Genomic DNA, 16,681 nt, shown 5'->3' with positions numbered 1-16,681 from the left:
AGACATCGGCACACGGGCCGGTGGAAGGTTCGCCGGACTCTCTGCATGCTTTGTGCCTGAATGTAACTGACTGATTTTAATGATTTATTTATGGGGCGATGGTTTTCTTGTTGATCAGACAACAGTGGCATGACTGCTGGCTGGCAAATCCCACCGCGTCGTCAGCCACGTCGGCAGCTCGTCAGCCCTGAAATACCTGTGTCTGCGCTGGACGCGCTGCGAGTACGCCGCTGTTCGGCCAGCAACAGCGTTCGAACATTTTGCGCTGCAGGGTGCGGCTATTCATGTGGATTGCTTCGCAACTTATTGCTTTTAAAGGTAAATATTTTTCGGCACGGGCTGTGCAGTGTTCAGGGTCAAGCGTGTTGAGTGTTTTCAACCTGTCGCCAACGAGCAGGAGCCTGTCCATGAGTTTCCCTTCCTCCCTTGCAACTGCCGCACCTCCCGCAGCGCACGTCATTGGCTCGGACGCCGAAGCCATTGAAGTGGCCAGGGCACTGGCCGGTCGCTTCGCTGAAGAAGCTTCAGTGCGTGATCGCGAACGGCGTCTGCCAGTCGCCGAGCTGGATGAGTTCTCCGCCAGCGGCCTGTGGGCCATTACCGTACCCAAGGCCTACGGCGGTGCGGGCGTTTCCTATGTCACCGTCGCGGAAGTGATCAAGCTCATTTCTGCCGCCGACCCGTCACTCGGGCAAATCCCGCAGAACCATCTGGGCGTGCTCGATATTCTCTTGCAGACCGGCACCGAGGCGCAGAAGCGCTACTACTTCGGCAAGGCGCTGGCCGGCTACCGCTTCGGCAATGCGTTCTCCGAGTCGAAAAGCAAGAACGCCGGCGCCTTTCAGACCCGGATTCGCCTCGAGGGTGAGCACGCAGTGCTGGACGGCGAAAAGTTCTACTGCACCGGCGCCCTGTTCGCGCACATCGTGCCGGTTTCCGGCGTCAACGAGCAGAATCAGGCGTTCATCGCCTTCGTCGAGCGCGACAACCCGGGCTTGACCATCATCGATAACTGGGACGGTTTCGGGCAGCGCACCACGGCCAGTGGCGGGGCGGTGTTAAAGGCCGTTCGCGTACCCTCGAGTGCGGTGATCCCGGCGCATCGCGCTTTCGACGAACCGACGGCCAATGGGCCGATTTCGCAGATCATTCAGGCGGCGGTGGACACTGGCATTGCTCACGGCGCGTTCGAGGAAACCCTGAAGCATGCCCGGCTGGCCCGCCCATGGATCGACAGCAAGCAGGATTTCGGCTGGCAGGACCCGTTCAGTATTGCCGCCATCGGCGACTTGCAGTGGCGGCTGCACGGTACCGACGCGATCCTCGCCAAAGCCGGACAGGCCATCGACCATGCCCTGGCCGAACCCAGTGAAGCCAGCGTCGCTCAGGCCTCGGTGATCGTCGCCCAGGCCAAGGTGCTGTCGGCGCAGATTGCCTTGTTCGCCAGCAGCCAGCTGTTCGAACTGGCCGGCACCCGCTCGGTGCTCGGTAAACTCAATCTGGACCGCTACTGGCGCAACGCGCGGACCCACACGCTGCATGACCCGGCACGCTGGAAATACCACCTGATCGGCAATCAGGTGCTCAACGGTATCGCACCGCCACGTCACGCCTGGAACTGATCAAGGAGTACGCCCATGACGCATCCCGCAATTACCGCACAACTGGCGGTCGCCACCGAAGACCTCGATCAGGCGCGCCAGGGCCTGCAAGACACCCTCGATTACCTGCGTGAGCATGGTCGGCCGTGGTCGCTCAGTGGCCTGCAGCGCATCATCGATGAGCCCTACGTGATCAGCAAGGTCGGGGATCTGCAGATTCGTCTGGACGTCGCCGCCGCGCTGCTGGAGCGCGCCCGGCGGCTGGACGGTTCGGCCGAGCAACGCCTGATCGCCAGCAGCGAAGCGGTCATTGCCAGCGCCGATGCTTTGCAAACGGTGGGCAATATTCAATACGAATTGACCGGGCAGCGCCCGTCATTGTCAGCCCCGGCCGGTCGCGAGCCGCTGCGCTGGCACTATCAGGTTATCGGCAATCAACGCCTCAACGGCGTGGTTCCGCCACAGCTTCAGGAGTAAGTGTATGTCCCGCCAAATCCGCCTCAACGCGTTTGACATGAACTGCGTCGGCCATCAATCGCCGGGCCTCTGGGCGCATCCGCGCGACCGCTCCTGGCAGTACAAGGACCTCGAATACTGGACCGATCTGGCGAAAATCCTCGAGCGCGGCAAGTTCGATGGGTTGTTCATTGCCGATGTGCTGGGCATTTATGACGTGTATCGCGGCAACGGCGAGGCGGCGATTCGCCAGGCCACCCAGGTGCCGGTCAATGACCCGTTGCAGCTCATCCCGCCCATGGCGCTGGTGACCGAGCACCTGGGCTTCGGCCTGACGGCGTCGCTGTCGTTCGAACATCCCTATCCGTTTGCCCGTCGCCTGTCGACGCTGGATCACCTGACCAAGGGGCGCGCAGGCTGGAATATCGTCACCTCGTATCTGGAAAGCGGCGCGAAGAACCTGGGCCAGAAAACCCTTACCGAACACGACGCGCGTTACGACTACGCAGAGGAGTATCTGGAGGTTTGTTACAAACTCTGGGAAGGCAGTTGGGAAGACGGCGCGATTCTGCGTGACCGGGAGCGCCGTGTATTCAGTGATCCGAGCAAGATTCACGAGATTCGCCATGTCGGCAAACACTTCCAGGTGCCTGGCATCCACTTGTGCGAGCCGTCGCCGCAACGCACGCCTGTGCTCTATCAGGCCGGCGCTTCAAGCCGCGGCAAGCAGTTCGCCGCCGAGCACGCCGAATGCGTTTTCGTTGCAGCGCCCTCGAAAGTGCTGCTGAAAAAGACCGTGGCCGATATCCGCCGGCGCACCGCAGAGGCTGGCCGCGACCCGTCCAAGGTGCTGATTTTCAATTTGCAGACGGTGATCCTCGGCGAGACGGATGTCAAGGCCAGGGCCAAATTCGAGGAATACAAAAGCTGGGTCAGTTATGAGGGCGCAATGGCCTTGATTTCCGGCTGGACCGGTATCGACTTCAGCCAGTTCAAGCCCGACGAACCCCTGCGCCACGTTCATACCAATGCCATTCAGTCGGCCGTCGAGACCTTTTCCACGGCAGACCCGAACACGATATGGACGCCGCAGGCCCTGGCCGATTGGGTCGGCATCGGCGGCTTCGGCCCGCTGTTTGTCGGCAGTCCGGAAACCGTGGCCGATCTGCTGCAGGAGTGGGTTGAAGAAACCGACGTCGACGGGTTCAACCTGGCTTACGCACTGACCCATGAAACCTTCATCGATGCGGTCGAGCTGTTGGTGCCGGAGCTCCAGAAGCGCGGTGTCTACAAGACCGAATACGCCAAGGGCACGTTGCGCGAGAAGCTGTTTGGCGACGGGCCACGCCTGGAAGCAGGGCATCCGGGTGCCGGATTCCGCGACCTGGCTGCGCTGCAGCGCAACCGGCAGACGGAGAGTGCCTGAAATGTGATGACTGTCGTCGCGCAGGCGGCGCGGCGCAGATTCGTGACGCGGCGCGTCACGACAAGCGTTCCCACGCGGGAGCGTGAGGAACGATCGTCCTGTAACTATCGTACCCATGCTGCGCACAGCACCGGTCACAACTCCAGCTTGTAACCCACCCCGTACAGCGACTGGATCGGGTCCTGACCCGGGCAGGCCTGTTCCAGTTTGCGGCGCAGGTTGCGGATGTGGCTGTCCACGGTGCGGTCGGTCACTACGCGGTGATCCGAGTAGAGCCTGTCCAGCAAGTGGTCACGGGAGAAGACCCGGCCCGGTGAGCGGGCAAAGGTCGCCAGCAGACGCAGTTCCACCGGGGTCAGGTCCAGGGTGACCCCGTTGAACGAGGCCTGGTAATGCGCTTCGTCCACCTGCAAACCCTTGGGCGGGTGCGGCTCGCTGGAAGAGCTCCGACGCAGGATGGCTTTGACGCGAGCGACCATCTCCCGTGGGCTGAACGGTTTGCAGATATAGTCGTCGGCACCGAGGTCCAGGCCCAGCAACCGGTCGATTTCCTCGACGCGTGCGGTGATCATGACAATGGGCACATCGCTGAAGCTGCGCAGTTCCTTGCAGATGTCCATGCCATCGCGGCCAGGCAGCATGATGTCGAGCAGGATCAGTTGTGGCGCGTTCGCTCTGACAGCAGGCACAACGTCCAGCCCGTTACTCAGGCAGTGGGTCGAATAGCCGGCCGCGATCAGGTAGTCGCGCATCAGCGACGCCAGCTTGGGCTCATCTTCGACAATGAGAATCAGTGTGTCGAGGCTGGCAGCGGTCATGGGCGCAGGTGTCCTGGCAGGCACAGGGTCAGCCAGAGGCCGCCTGTGGGCGAGTGGTCGGCGCTCAGGGTGCCGCCGTGGGCGAGGGCGATGCTGTGACAGATCGCCAACCCCAGACCCGCACCGCCGCTGGCGCGGTTACGCGAGGTTTCACCGCGATAGAAGCGTTCGAACAGTCTGGGCAATTGCTGCGGGTCGACGCCGGGTCCGGAATCCATCACATCGACGCGCACCTCATCGCCCTGCAAAGCGGCACGCACATGCACTGTCCCCCCGGCATCGGTGTAGCGCACCGAGTTTTCCAGAAGGTTGCCGATCAATTGCTGCAGGCGCCCTGGGTCTGCATGCACCGGCAGAGCTCCGCCAGCAAGCTCCAACTGCAAATGCAACTGACGGGCTGCGCAACGCTCTTCGAACATGTCAGTGATATTCGTCAGCAGCTCCGCCAGGTCACAGTCGACCTTGCGGTAGGTCAGGGCGCCCACATCCGCCAGGGACAGCTCATACAGATCATCCACCAGCTTGCTGAGCATGCCGACTTCGCCCTGCAGGGACTTCATCGATGCCTGATCCAGTGTGCGCACGCCATCCTCGATGGCTTCCAGTTCGCCACGCAAGACCGACAGCGGGGTGCGCAGCTCATGGGACACATCGGCCATGAACTCGCGGCGCATCTTCTCATTGCGTTCCAGGGTGTACGCCAGCTGGTTGAAGTCGCGCGCCAGTTGACCCACCTCGTCGTTGGAGGACACCGCCACGCGGCTGGCGTATTCACCTGCGGCGAGGCGATGGGTTGCTGCGGCCACCCGCTTGACCGGATCGAGCAGGGTGCGCGCGATCCACCAGGCAATCAGCACCGCCAGCAGCAGTGACAGCACACCCATCGCCAGGCTGGCGCGCAACTGATACTGCTGAAAGCGCTCACCACCGGCTTCGCTGACACTTTGAAAGGGCGTGACCGCCATCCAGCCAACGACGTTGCCGTCGACTTCCACCGGGCGCATGAATTCATCGTCATGGACCCCTGGAAAGCCCATCACCAGGTTCTTCTGCGCATCCAGCAGCGCGATCCGGAACACCGCGCCGGTCAAGTCGGAAGTAGGCGGTGTCGCCAGCCCGGGGATGGCGAAATCCTGTGCCGGTTCCGGGCGCATCACTTCGAACCAGCGATCCTTGTTGTCACGCATGAATTCCCAACTGCCTTCGCGTGCATAGGCAGCGGCCAACCGCGGCAGGACCGGCGACATGCGTTGCATGGCCTGTTCGTTGAGGTAGCCCAGAAAGCCGCGGGCAAAACTCCAGTTCGCGGTCAGGCCCATGATCAGGATTACTGACAGTACGCTGGCCAGTACCGCGACAAACAGTTTGGTGGAGATACTCGATTTCATGAAGGCCCGGGTTTTACGTGAAGACGGCGTCCATTTAGGCCTTCGTGACAGCAAGTTTCAAGTCAACGCGGCAATCTTCAATTTTCCTGCACATTTGCCTCGCACTCTGACGTCAGGCTTTCGCCACAACGTCCTGAGGCAATCATGTCGAGCAAGATTTTCGCCAAATACCTGATGACTTTGACCTTTGTCATCTACGCAGCCCTTATCGGTCTTCTGAGCGGTTGTTCTGACGGTGATTCGCCGCCTGCTGCGGAGAAACCGAGCGTGTCGGTGGTCACCGTCAAACCGCGCAGCCAGTCGCTGACCACCGAGCTGGCGGGGCGCACCAAAGCGTTCATGGTTGCCGAGATACGGCCCCAGGTCAGCGGCATCGTGCAGCAGCGACTGTTCGTCGAAGGTGCCGAAATCAAGTCTGGTCAGCCGTTGTACCAACTCGACAGCGCGACCTACCAGGCGGCTCTGGCAGAATCGCAGGCCACGCTCGCCAAGTCCCGTGCCACGCTCAAGTCCGCACAGGCCACCGCCAAACGCGATGTGCAGTTGGCCAGGATCGACGCCATCAGCCAGCAGGATAAAGAAGACGCCGAGGCCAGCCTGCTGACTGCCGCCGCCGAGGTGAAAGTGGCGGAGGCCGATGTGCAGACCGCACGCATCAATCTGGCCTACACACGGATTACCGCGCCCATCAGCGGCCGCATCGAGACCTCGACCGTGACCCCCGGTGCATTGGTGGTGGCCCAGCAGGACACCGCGCTGACCACGGTTCAGCAGCTCGACCCGATTTACGTCGATGTCACCCAGTCCACCACCGAGTTGCTGCGTCTCAAGCGCGACCTGGCCAGCGGCAAGCTGCAAACCAACAGCGACGGGGAAGCCCGAATCACCCTCAAGCTGGATGACGGCAGCACCTACAACCAGGATGGCCGCCTGCAATTCAGCGGCGTCAGCGTCAATGAAGGCACCGGCACCGTGACGCTGCGTGCCAGCTTTGCCAACCCAGAACGGCTGTTGCTGCCCGGCATGTACGTGGTGGCGGTGCTGGAACAGGCGCAGGATCAGAATGCCATCCTGATACCGCAAAAGGCCGTCACCCGCAGTGCCAGTGGCCAGACCACGGTGTTGCTGGTGGTTGACGGCAAGATCGAGCAGCGGGTGATCAGCGTCGACCGCACGGTGGGCAACCAGTGGTGGGTGAGCAGCGGGCTCAAGGCCAATGATCAGGTGGTGGTCGAAGGCGGGCAGAAAACCCCGGTCGGCACCGAGGTTAGCGTGCAGAACGCTGATAACGCCGATTCGCCAGCATCTGGTGCTGCGGCCACTGCCGCTACCGTGAAGGAGGGCTGAACATGGCTCGTTTCTTCATCGATCGGCCCATCTTCGCCTGGGTCATTGCCATCTGCATCATGTTCGCCGGCGGGCTGTCCATTAGCCAGCTGCCCCTTGAGCAATACCCCGATATCGCGCCGCCGACGGTAAAAATCTCCGCCACCTACACTGGTGCATCGGCCAAGACTGTCGAAGACTCCGTCACGCAGGTCATCGAGCAGCAGATGAAGGGGCTGGACCGGCTGACTTACATGTCCGCCTCCAGCAGCTCTGCGGGCAGTGCGAGCATCAGCCTGACCTTCGCCGCAGGCACCGACCCTGATGTGGCGCAGATGCAGGTGCAGAACAAGTTGCAGCAGGCCGAATCGCGCCTGCCGCAAAGCGTGCAGAGTGAAGGCTTGACGGTGACCAAGGGCAGTTCCGACTTCCTGATGCTGGTCGCCCTTGCCTCCGACAACGAAAGCGTCACCGGCACGCAGATTGGTGATTACATTTCCAGCACGCTGCTCGATCAACTGAGCCGTGTGGATGGTGTCGGCGACGTGCAGACCCTGGGTTCGGGGTACGCGATGCGTATCTGGCTGGACCCGGCCAGGATGGAAAAGTATTCGCTGATGCCCTCCGACATCAGCTCGGCCCTGGAGGCGCAGAACACCGAGGTCTCGGCAGGTCAGTTGGGGGCCTTGCCCGCAGTTGAAGGTCAGCAACTGAATGCGACCATCAGCGCCCGCAGCAAGCTGCAGACGCCCGAGCAGTTCGAGAACGTGGTCGTCAAATCTTCCAGTGACGGCGCTGTTGTGCTCTTGCGCGATGTGGCGCGGGTGGAGTTGGGCAGCGAAAGCTATGACATCAACTCGGCGCTCAATGGCCGGCCGGCGGCCGCAATGGGTATTCAGCTGGCGTCAGGTGCAAACGCGCTGAGTGTTGGCGAAGCGATCAAGGCCAAACTCAAGGAGCTGGAACCGTTCTACCCCGCGCAAATGCAGCTGAAAACAGTCATTGCCTATGACACCACGCCATTCGTGAGCCTGTCGATCAAGGAGGTGGTGAAGTCGCTGGGTGAGGCGATCGCGCTGGTGGTGCTGATCATGTTTCTGTTCATGCAGAACCTGCGCGCCACGCTGATTCCGGCGATTACCGTGCCGGTGGTGCTGCTGGGCACGTTCGGCGTGCTGGCGCTGTTCGGCTATTCGATCAACACCCTGACCATGTTCGCGATGGTCCTGGCCATCGGCCTGCTGGTCGACGATGCCATTGTGGTGGTGGAAAACGTCGAGCGGGTCATGGGCGAAGAGCACCTGAGCCCGCTGGAAGCGACCCGCAAATCAATGGACGAAATCACCAGCGCGCTAATCGGTATCGCGCTGGTGCTGAGTGCCGTGTTCATTCCGATGGCCTTTTTCAGCGGTTCCACCGGGATTATCTACCGGCAGTTTTCGGTGACCATCGTTTCGGCCATGCTGCTTTCGGTGCTGGTTGCAATGACCCTGACGCCGGCGTTGTGCGCAACGATGCTCAAAGCCTCGGATGCGCAACTGCATGCAAAACGGGGTGGCTTTTTCGGCTGGTTCAACCGCACGTTCGACCGCAGTGCCGACCGCTATCAGCGAGGCGTGAGTGGAGTCATCGAACATCGCGTAAAGGGGCTGCTGGTATATGCGCTGGTGCTGGTGGTCATGGCTGTGGGTTACGTCAGCCTGCCCACGTCGTTTTTGCCGGATGAAGACCAGGGCGCGCTGATGGCGCAGATCCAGCTGCCGGTGGGCGCTACCGACAGCCGGACACAGGCGGTGATGCGGCAGTTCGAGGCTTACATGCTCAAACAGCCGGAAGTCGAGGCGTTGATCAGTATTTCCGGGCTGGGGATGGGCGGTAACAGTCAGAACACCGCCAGGGCGTTCATCAAGCTCAAGGACTGGAGCGAGCGGTCCGGCAAGGAGCAGGGTGCGGCGCAGGTAGCACAACGCGCGACGCTGGCCCTGGCGAGCATCGGCGACGCCAGCGTGTTTGTCATGCAGCCTCCTGCGGTGCGCGGCCTGGGGCAGAGTTCGGGGTTCGACGTGCAACTCAAGGACCTCGGCGGTGTGGGGCATGAGGCACTGGTGGCGGCACGCGAGCAGTTTATCGAGCTGGCGAGAAAGGACTCGAGCATGCTGGGCGTGCGCAGCAACGGCCTGGACGACACTCCGCAGTTGAAAGTGACCATCGACGACCGCAAGGCCGGTGCACTGAGCCTGTCCACCAGCGACATCAACTCGACCCTGTCCACAGCGCTGGGCGGCAGCTACATCAATGACTTCCTCAATCAGGGGCGAGTGAAGAAAGTCTACGTGCAGGGCGAGGCCGCTTCGCGCATGCAATCAGCCGATCTGGACCATTGGTTCGTGCGCAACAGCAATGACGAAATGGTCCCGTTCTCGTCGTTCGCCAGCAGCAGCTGGAGCTACGGTTCGCCCCTGCTGGAGCGTTACAACGGCAGCTCGTCACTTGAGGTGGTGGGCGATCCTGCGCCAGGTGTCAGCTCGGGTACCGCGATGGATGCCGTTGAAGCCATCATCAAGCAACTTCCCGAAGGCATCGGTTACGAGTGGACCGGGCAGTCCTATCAACTGCGCCTGTCCGGCTCCCAGGCGCCGATGCTCTACGCCATTTCCGTGTTGTTCGTGTTTCTCTGTCTGGCCGCCTTGTACGAGAGCTGGTCGGTGCCGTTCTCGGTCATGCTCGTGGTGCCGCTGGGTGTGGTCGGCGCGGTACTGGCGACGCGGATCAGTGGCTTGAGCAATGACGTGTACTTCCAGGTGGGCTTGCTGACCACGGTGGGCCTGGCGGCGAAAAACGCGATTCTGATCGTCGAGTTCGCCAAGCATCTTCAGGAACAGGGCAAAAGCCTGCATGAAGCGACCCTTCTTGCCGCCCGGCAACGACTGCGCCCGATTCTGATGACCTCGCTGGCGTTCATGTTCGGTGTGCTGCCGCTGGCCCTCAGCAGCGGTGCAGGCTCGGCCGGGCGTAATGCGATCGGCACGGGCGTACTGGGCGGCATGTTCAGCGCCACCGTGCTGGGGATTTTCCTGGTGCCGCTGTTCTTCGTCGAAGTACGTCGCCGCTTCAGTCGTTCGTCAGGCAATGCTCCGGCGGCTCAACCCACATCTACAGGTGAAGCATGATGCGTCTTTTCTGGCCTTCGCTGGCCGTCACGGCGCTGCTTGCGGGCTGCGTCAATCTGGCCCCGGACTATCAGCGCCCTGAAGCGCCGGTCTCAAGCCAATGGCTGCCGGGGACGGCTGGCCAACCGGCCGCGTCGGGCAGCGTGCCCACGGACGTCGAATGGCAGAATTTTTTCATCGATAACCGCCTGGTGCGCCTGCAGACCCTGGCGCTGGTGAATAACCGCGACCTGCGCCTGGCCAGCCTCAACGTCGAGAAAGCGCAGGCGCAATATCGCATCGAGCGGGCGGCGAGCCTGCCGACCATTGATGCCAGTGGCAGCGGCACGCATACACGCACGCCGTCATCGACCTCGATGACCGGAAAGTCGTCGATCAGCCACGAGTACAGCGCGCAGTTGGGCTTGAGCAGCTATGAGCTGGATGTGTTCGGGCGTATCCAGAACCTTCAGGACGAAGCGCTCGAGGATTACCTGGCGTTGACCGAAACCCGGCGCAGCACGCAGATCAGCCTGATCGCCGAAGTGGCGACCGGCTGGCTGACCCTGGCCGCCGACAACCAGCTTCTGAAACTCGCCGAAGACACGCTGGCCAGTCAGCAGAAAAGCTACGAGCTGACCAGAAGCAGCCATGCGCTGGGCGGTTCTTCCGGACTGGAAGTGGCTCAGGCGCAGACAACGGTCGAATCGGCGAGGGGCGATGTCGCGCAATATAAAAGCCAGATTCTTCAGGACCGTAACGCCTTGCGCTTGCTGGTCGGCAGCGATCTACCGGAGGAACTGCTGCCCAATGCCGACATGCAGTCGGTGGCGCAATTGGTGCAGGTGCCGGACGGCCTGCCTTCCAGCCTCCTGCAACGCCGCCCGGACGTGCTGAGTGCCGAACACACACTTAAAGCCGCGAACATTGATATCGGTGCCGCGCGTGCGGCGTTCTTCCCCAGTATCACCCTGACTGCCAGTGCAGGCTCTTCCAGCACCAGCCTGTCAGGCCTGTTCAAGTCCGGAGCCGGCGCGTGGAGCTTTGCGCCAAGTATCAGCGTGCCGATTTTCGATGGCGGCGCCAATCGGGCCACGCTGGACTCGGCCAAGGTCGAGAACCAGATCCAGATTCAGACCTATCAGCAGACGATCCAGACCGCGTTCAAGGAAGTGGCCGATGCCTTGGCGGTGCGCAGCACGCTGGATGAGCGGCTTGCCGCGCAGCAGGCCTACACCGATGCCAGCCGCAGAAGCTACGAACTGGCCGACGCCCTGTACCGCGGCGGATCGCAGAGTTATCTGGAGGCGCTCGAGTCGCAACGCTCGCTCTACAGTGCCGAGCAGGACCTGATTTCCCTGCGCCTCACAGAGCAGAGCAACCGCGTCACGCTCTACAAGGTCATGGGCGGCGGATGGAATCGGTGATGGTTTTTTTCTACTGGCTTTTGAATAATCGCCAGGCTTAAACGTTTTACCCTTGCGCACAGTGCGGCCATTTATGGGTTCGCACTGTGGTTTTGATCCTTCATGAACAGGAGTTCTCATGAAACCCTCCCAGCCGAAGTACGCCCACGCCTTGTTGCTGCTGGTCACTTCACTCAGCATTCAGACACCGGCTCTGGCCCGTATGGCATCTTCTGCAACCACCGACAATACGTCCCGGCTTGCAGTGGTCAAACCGGTCAGCAGCTGTGCTGCACTAAGCAGCGTGGAACTCAGTGATATCGGCGGGCAGGGCAGTCGTGTGCTGGCGGCCAGTGAATCGACGCGTGACGGTGTTGCGGTGTGTGCCGTAGAAGCGCGGCTGGCGCCCGAGATCAACTTCAGGCTCGAGCTGCCAACCGGCACCTGGGAGCAGCGCTATCTGCAAGTCGGCTGCGGCGGATTGTGTGGCAACGTCAACTCGACCGTGCGCGCCGCTGATGGCTGCACATCCCTGAGTGCTGGCGGATTCGCGGTGGCTTCAACCGACATGGGCCATCGGGCGGCAGACGAGCATTTTGGCGACGACCCGCAAAAGCGTGCCGATTTCGCCCATCGTGGTGTGCACCTCACTGCGCTGGCCTCGAAGAAACTGATCGCCGCGTTCTATGGCCGCAAAGCAGAATACGCTTACTTCAGTGGCTGCTCGGACGGCGGCCGCGAGGCATTGATCGAAGCGCAGCGTTACCCTGACGATTTCGACGGCATCATTGCCGGAGCCCCGGCGCTCAACTTTCAAGTGCAGAAAACCCTGTATCACGGCTGGATGGCGCGCTCCAACCGCGGCGCGGACGGCAAGCCGATTCTGCTCGCTTCACGATTGCCGTTGCTGCACAAGGCTGTACTCGACCAATGCGATCTGCTGGACGGGCAGATCGATGGCCTTATAGCGGATCCGCGTATCTGCCATTTCGAACCCGCCGCGCTGCAATGCAAGGCATCTGCCGACCCCGCCACGTGCCTGAGCGCAGAGGAGGTGGCCACGGTCAGACGCTTTTACGAAGGCCCGAAAGACGCTGCCAGTGGCGAGCGGCTGACCCTGGGCGGCCCGCAGCCGGGCTCGGAACTGGCCTGGGCTGGCGTGTTCGTGCCGGTCAGCGCCGATCAGGCGGTGTACAGCGAAAAGGCCGCGCTGGAGGCCATTCGCAACGTCGCGTTCGAGAAGAACCCGCCTGCAAGTTTCGATTTGAACGCGCTGGACTTCGACAAAAAAACCTTTGACCAACTGCGCCCGCTGCATGCGCTGTACGACGCTACCAACCCTGATCTTTCGCCATTCGCCAACCGCGGCGGCAAGCTGATCCTCTGGCACGGCTGGGCTGACCCGAACGTCTCACCGCTCAACACCCTGGCGTATCACGAGGCGCTTGAAGCCGAGATGGGCAAGACCCGCACCGAGGCGTTCTCGAGGCTGTACATGCTGCCCGGCGTCTATCACTGCGGCGGCGGGGAAGGGCCAAGCCTGGTCGATCTGCTGACACCGGTCATGGCCTGGGTCGAAAAAAGCCGGGCCCCGGATGCCATCGTTGTCAGGCAGGCAGGCCCCGACAAGGCCGGCAACAGGCAGAGACCGCTGGCACAGTCGCTGCCGGCGTCCATGGTCAAGGAAAACGTGGGCAATCGCGGACGTACTCGCAAGGTCTTCCCGTACCCGTTCATGGCCGAGTACGACCACAGGGGCTACGCGAAAAACGCAAACAGCTACCAGCGCGCCCAGCCGCTGACTACGGAAAAAACACCGCAATGGATGGGCAGCGCGTTCTTCAAACCGTATACGCCCCTGGAACGTCAGGCGCAGTAACGATTGCACGGGTACAGCGTAGGCGAATTATTTTCTCCTCGTTCTTGACATGGCATGCGAACCAGTACAGAATTGCGTCCATTCCTGAGCGAGGAATTGAAAAAAACCCTTTAGATTCAATGGGTTGGAAGCCAAAGAAATACAGGTTTCCCGCGAAATCAAAATACGTTTGATGTTCAAGTGAAGCATCTTTCGTTTGAGGCCGAGTAGCAAAATGGTTATGCAGCGGATTGCAAATCCGCCTACGCCGGTTCGATTCCGACCTCGGCCTCCACTATTCAAAGCCCCGCAGATTAAGGTCTGCGGGGTTTTTTATTGGGCGCTGAAAAGTGAGGGGTTCCGAAATCTCCTCATGTTAAAGGCTGCGCAACGGCCCTGACCCTGCGCTGCACGCACTTCGTTATCTCCTGGCTGAAGTGGCCCGCCGGTATCAAGGCTTTATCTTGCGTCCAGCCATATGTTGCAGATAGGCCATCAGCATCTGCAAGTCTGCATCCGGCAAAACCGCTTCCGAAAACGCCGGCATCTTCGCCTGCGGCCACTGACGCAAATCCTGAGGGTTGCGAATGTAGAGCTTGAGGAAGTCCATTCCCAGATACTCGGTCGGGTTGTAGGGAATATTCAGATCAGGCCCAAACTGTGCGTCCCCCGCGCCGTTCAAACGATGACAAGCCAGACAGTTTTTCTGAAATAGCGCGAACCCTTGATTGACCGGATCATCAATCTTGAGCGCAGGATCCGGCAACAGAGCAGGGAAGCGCTCGGCAACGGGAGCCATGCGCTTGATGCTGGCCACTTCAAATGGCCATTGCTCCGGGCTGATATTTCCAGCCTGAGGGTCCGTCCATACCAGGTAGAAAGGCCCTGCACTGGGCTTGTCAGCGGCCAAAGGGGGCCACGGATGGGCAGGGTCTTCAATCGCCAGCCAGGCCCGTGCGCCTTTATCGTTGAGTAAGGGTGCAGCGGCCAGCTCTGCGGCAAACCCGTCCAGAGCGACTGCCTGCAGGTGGTCGCCGGGCTTGACTCCTGTCAGCAGCGCAGTCAGAGGCACGGCGCGATAGACCATGTCCTTCTTGTAAGCAACATCATTTTTAACGGTAATGACTTGCAGTTGAGGATGGGTAAGCAAATCTTCCGTTTGCCAGGTGCGACTGTTCTGCCCCAACTGCAGGTCCAGTTGAGCCGCGGACACCGGCCCGCTCAGCAACAGAGCTCCGACTAGAATAAGTGCTTTCAAAGGATCTCGCTCCTTATCGTGAACGGCGAGAAGTCTGGCACGACCACACGGACGTGAAAAGCGGGCTTGCTCATTTTGAAGGCTATGCGAAGCCTGAACGGGGCTGCAGGCTCTTTGTTCGCATTCTGCCCGTGGCCATAGCAAGGGTAATTCGCTCGGGTATTACCCCTGCCGTGCGATCGTTATCCGCTGGAACTGGCTTGATAGGCGATTGAAAGCTGGCGCGAGTTGCTGGAGTGGTCTATTAATTTTATGTGTGTCTTAACGAGGGCTCAGCCTTGGTCGGTAGAATTTCTGATTCTGAACTTCATGAAATGCGGATTCGCAAGTTGCAGAACGACATCGCTGATTCAGAGCGCCTCGGGATGACTGTGAAATTCATGCACCTGTCCGCCCTGACGCCCACCAGTCGGGAGCAGCATATCGAACGACATGGCGAGTTGTTCACGGGGCAGCAGATGCTCGATTGGTGGGCAGAGGGGGATAACCGCGTGCGCTGTCGATGCGCATGCACCCCGGTACTTCTGGACAGGCAGGGCAAGCCAATGACGCCTGACCTGATAGCCAATGCCAAGCAGGCGCTGAAGGCCTTCAAGCTTTCCTGAGCTTTCGTTGATGCTTTACGCAATGGACGAGTGGGGTACCCGTGTACTTTGCTATTGCCGGGGATCGGAACGCGAGGGGTTCCAAAACCTGGCTCAGCCGCTATTTAAAGCGGCTTGCGTTGATATAGCCGTATTGGTTTTGCTGATAAATCGTGTAGGGCAGGAGCAACGTATCTACGATGCCTGATAAGCCCATGTCCAGCAAAACCCACTCAGGCGCATTGGTTTTCTGATAAGCGCTACTCTGTTTGGGCTCGGCGTTCAGTTCACAGAAGTCGAGCATGACCCCGCTGTAAACGCGCGGAATGGAGGAGCAATTTGATTTCCAGTCAGTAAGCTTTTCACCTGCGACGGAATCGGGTCTAAACGTGGTGTTGATTGTTCCGCATCCGGTCAAGGCAAGTGCCAGCAGTAGCATGCCATGGGTTTTCCGATGAAACCTGCCTGACTGTTTTTGCTCTACGAAACTCGGCTTCATAACAACGTTCCCTGTATTTTCAATGCGTTTAGGACGGCAGTTCAGGCGCATGAGGCACATGCTCTGCACTGTCGCGTGAACGGTGCACAGTTCTTCCCTGCAGATGCTCTGGAGACAGACAGCACGATTATTGCTTGGCATGGCTACCCAGCCTGTCAGGCTCAATCGAGGTAAGTCCCATGAGCAAACCCCTTGTCCGCTGGCCGATCGATCCGCGCAGAACGGCGGTCATTGTTGTAGACATGCAGAAGGTATTTTGTGAGCCCAGCGGGGCGTTGTACGTAAAAAGTACTGCGGACATCGTCCAGCCCATCCAGACGCTGCTGCAAGCCGCACGGGCTGCTCGGGTGATGGTGGTTTATCTTCGCCATATCGTGCGCGGCGATGGTTCTGACACCGGGCGCATGCGTGATCTTTATCCGAATGTGGACCAGATACTGGCACGGCATGATCCGGGCGTTGAGGTCATCGAAGCACTCGCGCCTCGGCCCGGTGACGTGATTGTCGACAAGCTGTTTTACAGCGGCTTTCATAACACGGACCTGGACACCGTGCTGCGTGCGCGGGATGTCGACACGATCATCGTCTGCGGTACCGTCACCAATGTGTGTTGTGAAACCACGATCAGGGACGGCGTGCATCGTGAATACAAAGTCATCGCGCTGAGCGACGCCAATGCTGCGATGGACTACCCGGACGTCGGGTTCGGCGCTGTTTCAGCTGAAGAAGTTCAGCGAATATCCCTGACGACGATTGCCTATGAGTTCGGTGAAGTAACGACGACCGCCGATGTCATCCAGCGTATTGCAAGCGCCTGAAAAAAGCGGGGCGAATGTGCGCAATCCTGGCCCGTTTTGTCATACCTGTGCATTCAAACCATGCGTTCTGTTTCAGACCGTTTGATCCGGCTTT

Annotated in this window: 14 protein-coding genes and 1 tRNA gene; 10 read left to right on the top strand and 5 right to left on the bottom strand. The window is 60.4% G+C overall.

The window, feature by feature from the left end:
- Nucleotides 1–181: 181 nt before the first annotated feature.
- The gene (locus tag KUIN1_RS28055; RefSeq protein WP_162885045.1) at nucleotides 182–409 is read right to left on the bottom strand and encodes a hypothetical protein; all 228 of its coding nucleotides are present in this window, start codon (nucleotides 407–409) and stop codon (nucleotides 182–184) included.
- On the opposite strand from KUIN1_RS28055, the gene KUIN1_RS14545 reads away from it, so the two are divergent.
- The 3 genes from KUIN1_RS14545 to KUIN1_RS14535 are packed head-to-tail and all read left to right on the top strand — an operon-like array spanning nucleotide 408 to nucleotide 3,483.
- Complete coding sequence (locus KUIN1_RS14545) at nucleotides 408–1,622, top strand: SfnB family sulfur acquisition oxidoreductase (protein ID WP_162885968.1); 1,215 nt, start codon at nucleotides 408–410, stop codon at nucleotides 1,620–1,622. The two genes, KUIN1_RS28055 and KUIN1_RS14545, sit on opposite strands and share 2 nt — an antisense overlap.
- Before the next feature lie 15 nt (nucleotides 1,623–1,637).
- The gene (locus KUIN1_RS14540; RefSeq protein ID WP_116830917.1) at nucleotides 1,638–2,078 is read left to right on the top strand and encodes an acyl-CoA dehydrogenase; all 441 of its coding nucleotides are present in this window, start codon (nucleotides 1,638–1,640) and stop codon (nucleotides 2,076–2,078) included.
- A 4-nt stretch (nucleotides 2,079–2,082) separates the two neighbouring features.
- A complete protein-coding gene (locus tag KUIN1_RS14535; RefSeq protein ID WP_024660941.1) occupies nucleotides 2,083–3,483 on the top strand; it encodes an LLM class flavin-dependent oxidoreductase in 1,401 nt (466 codons plus the stop codon).
- Nucleotides 3,484–3,617: 134 nt separating this feature from the next.
- Here KUIN1_RS14535 and KUIN1_RS14525 read toward each other — a convergent pair whose 3' ends face one another.
- Nucleotides 3,618–4,301 (bottom strand): response regulator, encoded by a 684-nt coding sequence (locus KUIN1_RS14525; RefSeq protein WP_116830915.1) that lies wholly within the window; start codon nucleotides 4,299–4,301, stop codon nucleotides 3,618–3,620.
- Complete coding sequence (gene baeS / locus KUIN1_RS14520) at nucleotides 4,298–5,689, bottom strand: sensor histidine kinase efflux regulator BaeS (RefSeq protein ID WP_003400907.1); 1,392 nt, start codon at nucleotides 5,687–5,689, stop codon at nucleotides 4,298–4,300. The genes KUIN1_RS14525 and baeS overlap by 4 nt, the downstream gene beginning before the upstream one ends.
- A 144-nt stretch (nucleotides 5,690–5,833) precedes the next feature.
- Between baeS and KUIN1_RS14515 the strand changes: the two genes are divergently transcribed.
- The 5 genes from KUIN1_RS14515 (at nucleotide 5,834) to KUIN1_RS14495 (ending at nucleotide 13,723) form a co-directional block, all read left to right on the top strand.
- The gene (locus KUIN1_RS14515; protein ID WP_152092084.1) at nucleotides 5,834–7,036 is read left to right on the top strand and encodes an efflux RND transporter periplasmic adaptor subunit; all 1,203 of its coding nucleotides are present in this window, start codon (nucleotides 5,834–5,836) and stop codon (nucleotides 7,034–7,036) included.
- 2 nt (nucleotides 7,037–7,038) lie between these two features.
- Nucleotides 7,039–10,185, top strand: coding sequence for an efflux RND transporter permease subunit (locus KUIN1_RS14510; RefSeq protein ID WP_060409824.1), 3,147 nt, complete (start codon nucleotides 7,039–7,041; stop codon nucleotides 10,183–10,185).
- A complete protein-coding gene (locus KUIN1_RS14505) occupies nucleotides 10,185–11,591 on the top strand; it encodes an efflux transporter outer membrane subunit (RefSeq protein WP_024638610.1) in 1,407 nt (468 codons plus the stop codon). Before KUIN1_RS14510 ends, KUIN1_RS14505 begins: the two co-directional genes overlap by 1 nt.
- 118 nt (nucleotides 11,592–11,709) lie before the next feature.
- Nucleotides 11,710–13,449: a tannase/feruloyl esterase family alpha/beta hydrolase gene (locus KUIN1_RS14500; RefSeq protein WP_152092083.1), complete on the top strand. Its 1,740-nt coding sequence runs from the start codon at nucleotides 11,710–11,712 to the stop codon at nucleotides 13,447–13,449.
- A 200-nt stretch (nucleotides 13,450–13,649) separates the two neighbouring features.
- Nucleotides 13,650–13,723, top strand: a tRNA-Cys gene (locus KUIN1_RS14495).
- 156 nt (nucleotides 13,724–13,879) lie between these two features.
- Here KUIN1_RS14495 and KUIN1_RS14490 read toward each other — a convergent pair.
- Nucleotides 13,880–14,686 carry a c-type cytochrome gene (locus KUIN1_RS14490; protein WP_024642730.1) on the bottom strand — a complete coding sequence of 269 codons (807 nt, stop codon included), beginning with the start codon at nucleotides 14,684–14,686 and terminating at the stop codon, nucleotides 13,880–13,882.
- A gap of 314 nt (nucleotides 14,687–15,000) precedes the next feature.
- On the opposite strand from KUIN1_RS14490, the gene KUIN1_RS14485 reads away from it, so the two are divergent.
- Complete coding sequence (locus tag KUIN1_RS14485) at nucleotides 15,001–15,291, top strand: hypothetical protein (protein WP_024659478.1); 291 nt, start codon at nucleotides 15,001–15,003, stop codon at nucleotides 15,289–15,291.
- Nucleotides 15,292–15,391: 100 nt separating this feature from the next.
- Here the strand turns inward: KUIN1_RS14485 and KUIN1_RS14480 are convergent, their stop codons facing one another.
- Complete coding sequence (locus tag KUIN1_RS14480) at nucleotides 15,392–15,769, bottom strand: YceK/YidQ family lipoprotein (RefSeq protein ID WP_024651076.1); 378 nt, start codon at nucleotides 15,767–15,769, stop codon at nucleotides 15,392–15,394.
- 179 nt (nucleotides 15,770–15,948) lie between these two features.
- On the opposite strand from KUIN1_RS14480, the gene KUIN1_RS14475 reads away from it, so the two are divergent.
- A complete protein-coding gene (locus tag KUIN1_RS14475) occupies nucleotides 15,949–16,587 on the top strand; it encodes an isochorismatase family cysteine hydrolase (protein ID WP_024651075.1) in 639 nt (212 codons plus the stop codon).
- The last annotated feature ends 94 nt before the right edge of the window (nucleotides 16,588–16,681 follow it).

It is taken from the genome of Pseudomonas sp. KUIN-1 (assembly GCF_009176725.1).
GTDB lineage: Bacteria > Pseudomonadota > Gammaproteobacteria > Pseudomonadales > Pseudomonadaceae > Aquipseudomonas > Aquipseudomonas fragariae.
This window is presented reverse-complemented; position numbering and strand designations above follow the sequence as displayed.